Here is a 5,526-nt window from a genome sequence, read left to right as displayed (position 1 = left end):
CCTCTACTCTCAATCGAATTTAATAAAAATTTACCGATTGTTTATACGTTTGTAACTCTTATAAGTTTCTCTATAAATATTTTTCACAAAAAAAAATCCTTAAACCTCTAAAGTTTAAGGAAACTTTTGCAAATTTGATGAGCCATGAAGGACTCGAACCTTCGACCCTCTGATTAAAAGTCAGATGCTCTACCAACTGAGCTAATGGCTCTTAATGGCTGGGCTAGCTGGATTCGAACCAACGCATGACGGAGTCAAAGTCCGTTGCCTTACCGCTTGGCTATAGCCCAACGAAATGGAATGACCCGTACGGGATTCGAACCCGTGTTACCGCCGTGAAAGGGCGGTGTCTTAACCGCTTGACCAACGGGCCACAGTTTATATGGCGGAGAGCAAGGGATTTGAACCCTTGAGACAGCGTTAACCGTCTACACGATTTCCAATCGTGCTCCTTCGGCCACTCGGACAGCTCTCCTAATGGCTCCGCAGGTAGGATTCGAACCTACGACCGATCGGTTAACAGCCGATAGCTCTACCACTGAGCTACTGCGGATTAATATAAACCCGGCAACGTCCTACTCTCACAGGGGGAAACCCCCAACTACCATCGGCGCTGAAGAGCTTAACTTCCGTGTTCGGTATGGGAACGGGTGTGACCTCTTCGCTATCGCCACCAAACCTGATGGAGAGAATGTTCTCTCAAAACTAGATAACAATGTTCATGCTTCACATTAGAATATAGGTTAAGTCCTCGATCTATTAGTATCTGTCAGCTCCACGTGTCACCACGCTTCCACCTCAGACCTATCAACCTGATCATCTTTCAGGGATCTTACTTCCTTGCGGAATGGGAAATCTCATCTTGAGGGGGGCTTCATGCTTAGATGCTTTCAGCACTTATCCCTTCCGCACATAGCTACCCAGCGATGCCCTTGGCAGAACAACTGGTACACCAGCGGTGCGTCCATCCCGGTCCTCTCGTACTAAGGACAGCTCCTCTCAAATTTCCTGCGCCCGCGACGGATAGGGACCGAACTGTCTCACGACGTTCTGAACCCAGCTCGCGTACCGCTTTAATGGGCGAACAGCCCAACCCTTGGGACCGACTACAGCCCCAGGATGCGATGAGCCGACATCGAGGTGCCAAACCTCCCCGTCGATGTGGACTCTTGGGGGAGATAAGCCTGTTATCCCCGGGGTAGCTTTTATCCGTTGAGCGATGGCCCTTCCATGCGGAACCACCGGATCACTAAGCCCGACTTTCGTCCCTGCTCGACTTGTAGGTCTCGCAGTCAAGCTCCCTTGTGCCTTTACACTCTGCGAATGATTTCCAACCATTCTGAGGGAACCTTTGGGCGCCTCCGTTACCTTTTAGGAGGCGACCGCCCCAGTCAAACTGCCCACCTGACACTGTCTCCCTGCCCGATAAGGGCAGCGGGTTAGAAGGTCAATACAGCCAGGGTAGTATCCCACCGATGCCTCCACCGAAGCTAGCGCTCCGGTTTCCAAGGCTCCTACCTATCCTGTACAAGCTGTACCAACATTCAATATCAGGCTGCAGTAAAGCTCCACGGGGTCTTTCCGTCCTGTCGCGGGTAACCTGCATCTTCACAGGTACTATAATTTCACCGAGTCTCTCGTTGAGACAGTGCCCAGATCGTTGCGCCTTTCGTGCGGGTCGGAACTTACCCGACAAGGAATTTCGCTACCTTAGGACCGTTATAGTTACGGCCGCCGTTTACTGGGGCTTCAATTCGCACCTTCGCTTACGCTAAGCGCTCCTCTTAACCTTCCAGCACCGGGCAGGCGTCAGCCCCTATACTTCGCCTTACGGCTTCGCAGAGACCTGTGTTTTTGCTAAACAGTCGCCTGGGCCTATTCACTGCGGCTCTCTCGGGCTTTCACCCTAAGAGAGCACCCCTTCTCCCGAAGTTACGGGGTCATTTTGCCGAGTTCCTTAACGAGAGTTCTCTCGATCACCTTAGGATTCTCTCCTCGCCTACCTGTGTCGGTTTGCGGTACGGGCACCTTTCACCTCACTAGAGGATTTTCTAGGCAGTGTGGAATCAGGAACTTCGGTACTATATTTCCCTCGCCATCACAGCTCAGCCTTCACGGGAAACGGATTTGCCTATTTCCCAGCCTAACTGCTTGGACGCGGATATCCAATACCGCGCTTACCCTATCCTCCTGCGTCCCCCCATTGCTCAAATGGTGAGGAGGTGGTACAGGAATATCAACCTGTTGTCCATCGCCTACGCCTTTCGGCCTCGGCTTAGGTCCCGACTAACCCTGAGCGGACGAGCCTTCCTCAGGAAACCTTAGGCATTCGGTGGAGGGGATTCTCACCCCTCTTTCGCTACTCATACCGGCATTCTCACTTCTAAGCGCTCCACCAGTCCTTCCGGTCTAGCTTCACAGCCCTTAGAACGCTCTCCTACCACTGTTCGAAGAACAGTCCGCAGCTTCGGTGATACGTTTAGCCCCGGTACATTTTCGGCGCAGAGTCACTCGACCAGTGAGCTATTACGCACTCTTTAAATGGTGGCTGCTTCTAAGCCAACATCCTGGTTGTCTAAGCAACTCCACATCCTTTTCCACTTAACGTATACTTTGGGACCTTAGCTGGTGGTCTGGGCTGTTTCCCTTTTGACTACGGATCTTATCACTCGCAGTCTGACTCCTAAGGATAAGTCATTGGCATTCGGAGTTTGTCTGAATTCGGTAACCCGATGAGGGCCCCTAGTCCAAACAGTGCTCTACCTCCAAGACTCTTACCTTAAGGCTAGCCCTAAAGCTATTTCGGAGAGAACCAGCTATCTCCAGGTTCGATTGGAATTTCTCCGCTACCCACACCTCATCCCCGCACTTTTCAACGTGCGTGGGTTCGGGCCTCCATTCAGTGTTACCTGAACTTCACCCTGGACATGGGTAGATCACCTGGTTTCGGGTCTACGACCACGTACTCATTCGCCCTATTCAGACTCGCTTTCGCTGCGGCTCCGCATCTTCTGCTTAACCTTGCACGGGATCGTAACTCGCCGGTTCATTCTACAAAAGGCACGCCATCACCCGTTAACGGGCTCTAACTACTTGTAGGCACACGGTTTCAGGTTCTCTTTCACTCCCCTCCCGGGGTGCTTTTCACCTTTCCCTCACGGTACTGGTTCACTATCGGTCACTAGGGAGTATTTAGCCTTGGGAGATGGTCCTCCCTGCTTCCGACGGGATTTCACGTGTCCCGCCGTACTCAGGATCCACTCAGGAGAGAACGAAGTTTCAACTACAGGGCTGTTACCTCCTTTGGCGGGCCTTTCCAGACCTCTTCATTTACCTCGTTCCTTTGTAACTCCGTATAGAGTGTCCTACAACCCCAAGAGGCAAGCCTCTTGGTTTGGGCTTCTTCCGTTTCGCTCGCCGCTACTCAGGAAATCGCGTTTGCTTTCTCTTCCTCCGGGTACTTAGATGTTTCAGTTCCCCGGGTCTGCCTTCCTTACTCTATGTATTCAAGTAAGGATACTACCCCATTACGGGCAGTGGGTTTCCCCATTCGGAAATCTCCGGATCAAAGCTTGCTTACAGCTCCCCGAAGCATATCGGTGTTAGTCCCGTCCTTCATCGGCTCCTAGTGCCAAGGCATCCACCGTGCGCCCTTTCTAACTTAACCGTTAAAAAGAATCACTATGTGATATCTTGTGTTACTAATTGAATGTGATGTCTACTGTTATCTAGTTTTCAAAGAACACGTTTCGAAGGAATGATCCTTCAAAACTAAACAAGACAGGGAACGTTCTGTTTATAAGACCCAAGGTCTTATATTCCGTATAATATCCTTAGAAAGGAGGTGATCCAGCCGCACCTTCCGATACGGCTACCTTGTTACGACTTCACCCCAATCATCTGTCCCACCTTCGGCGGCTGGCTCCAAAAGGTTACCTCACCGACTTCGGGTGTTACAAACTCTCGTGGTGTGACGGGCGGTGTGTACAAGGCCCGGGAACGTATTCACCGCGGCATGCTGATCCGCGATTACTAGCGATTCCAGCTTCACGCAGTCGAGTTGCAGACTGCGATCCGAACTGAGAACAGATTTGTGGGATTGGCTTAACCTCGCGGTTTCGCTGCCCTTTGTTCTGTCCATTGTAGCACGTGTGTAGCCCAGGTCATAAGGGGCATGATGATTTGACGTCATCCCCACCTTCCTCCGGTTTGTCACCGGCAGTCACCTTAGAGTGCCCAACTGAATGCTGGCAACTAAGGTCAAGGGTTGCGCTCGTTGCGGGACTTAACCCAACATCTCACGACACGAGCTGACGACAACCATGCACCACCTGTCACTCTGTCCCCGAAGGGAAATCCCTATCTCTAGGGAGGGCAGAGGATGTCAAGACCTGGTAAGGTTCTTCGCGTTGCTTCGAATTAAACCACATGCTCCACCGCTTGTGCGGGCCCCCGTCAATTCCTTTGAGTTTCAGCCTTGCGGCCGTACTCCCCAGGCGGAGTGCTTAATGCGTTAGCTGCAGCACTAAAGGGCGGAAACCCTCTAACACTTAGCACTCATCGTTTACGGCGTGGACTACCAGGGTATCTAATCCTGTTCGCTCCCCACGCTTTCGCGCCTCAGCGTCAGTTACAGACCAAAGAGCCGCCTTCGCCACTGGTGTTCCTCCACATCTCTACGCATTTCACCGCTACACGTGGAATTCCGCTCTTCTCTTCTGCACTCAAGTCTCCCAGTTTCCAATGACCCTCCACGGTTGAGCCGTGGGCTTTCACATCAGACTTAAGAAACCGCCTGCGCGCGCTTTACGCCCAATAATTCCGGACAACGCTTGCCACCTACGTATTACCGCGGCTGCTGGCACGTAGTTAGCCGTGGCTTTCTGGTTAGGTACCGTCAAGGTGCGAGCAGTTACTCTCGCACTTGTTCTTCCCTAACAACAGAGTTTTACGATCCGAAAACCTTCATCACTCACGCGGCGTTGCTCCGTCAGACTTTCGTCCATTGCGGAAGATTCCCTACTGCTGCCTCCCGTAGGAGTCTGGGCCGTGTCTCAGTCCCAGTGTGGCCGATCACCCTCTCAGGTCGGCTACGCATCGTTGCCTTGGTGAGCCATTACCTCACCAACTAGCTAATGCGACGCGGGTCCATCCATAAGTGGCAGCCGAAGCCGTCTTTCAATTCTCCTTCATGCGAAGAAAAAAGTTATCCGGTATTAGCCCCGGTTTCCCGGAGTTATCCCAGTCTTACAGGCAGGTTACCCACGTGTTACTCACCCGTCCGCCGCTAACATCAGGGAGCAAGCTCCCATCTGTCCGCTCGACTTGCATGTATTAGGCACGCCGCCAGCGTTCGTCCTGAGCCAGGATCAAACTCTCCGAAAAAGTACAAAACCGAAGTTTTGCTTTTCGCCAGTTTGACTGACTACCTATGATGTATCATAGGATTTTTTTATAAAAACTCGAATTAACAGGTGCGTTTTGTCTTGTTTAGTTTTCAAAGATCATATTGGTGGAGCCTAGCGG

Annotated in this window: 5 tRNA genes and 3 rRNA genes; all 8 read right to left on the bottom strand. The window is 51.8% G+C overall.

Features of this window, described 5'->3' with window-relative positions:
* Positions 1–138: 138 nt before the first annotated feature.
* Positions 139–211 (bottom strand) — tRNA-Lys (locus ACFCY1_RS41330).
* A gap of 4 nt (positions 212–215) precedes the next feature.
* Positions 216–290 (bottom strand) — tRNA-Gln (locus tag ACFCY1_RS41325).
* Positions 291–301: 11 nt separating this feature from the next.
* Positions 302–373, bottom strand: a tRNA-Glu gene (locus ACFCY1_RS41320).
* A 10-nt stretch (positions 374–383) separates the two neighbouring features.
* Positions 384–475: transfer RNA gene (locus ACFCY1_RS41315), tRNA-Ser, on the bottom strand.
* A 3-nt stretch (positions 476–478) separates the two neighbouring features.
* A tRNA-Asn gene (locus ACFCY1_RS41310) sits at positions 479–553 on the bottom strand.
* Between the two features lie 9 nt (positions 554–562).
* Positions 563–678: ribosomal RNA gene (gene rrf, locus ACFCY1_RS41305) — 5S ribosomal RNA — on the bottom strand.
* A gap of 61 nt (positions 679–739) precedes the next feature.
* Positions 740–3,667: ribosomal RNA gene (locus ACFCY1_RS41300) — 23S ribosomal RNA — on the bottom strand.
* 170 nt (positions 3,668–3,837) lie between these two features.
* Positions 3,838–5,385 (bottom strand): 16S ribosomal RNA (locus tag ACFCY1_RS41295).
* The 16S, 23S and 5S rRNA genes sit together here with 5 tRNA genes alongside, the layout of an rRNA operon.
* Positions 5,386–5,526: the final 141 nt, after the last annotated feature.

Origin of the sequence: Kitasatospora sp. NPDC056273 (genome assembly GCF_042268845.1) — a bacterium.
Classification (GTDB): Bacteria; Actinomycetota; Actinomycetes; order Streptomycetales; family Streptomycetaceae; genus Kitasatospora.
The sequence above is the reverse complement of the archived record's forward strand: the minus strand, read 5'-3'. Positions and strand labels throughout refer to the sequence as shown.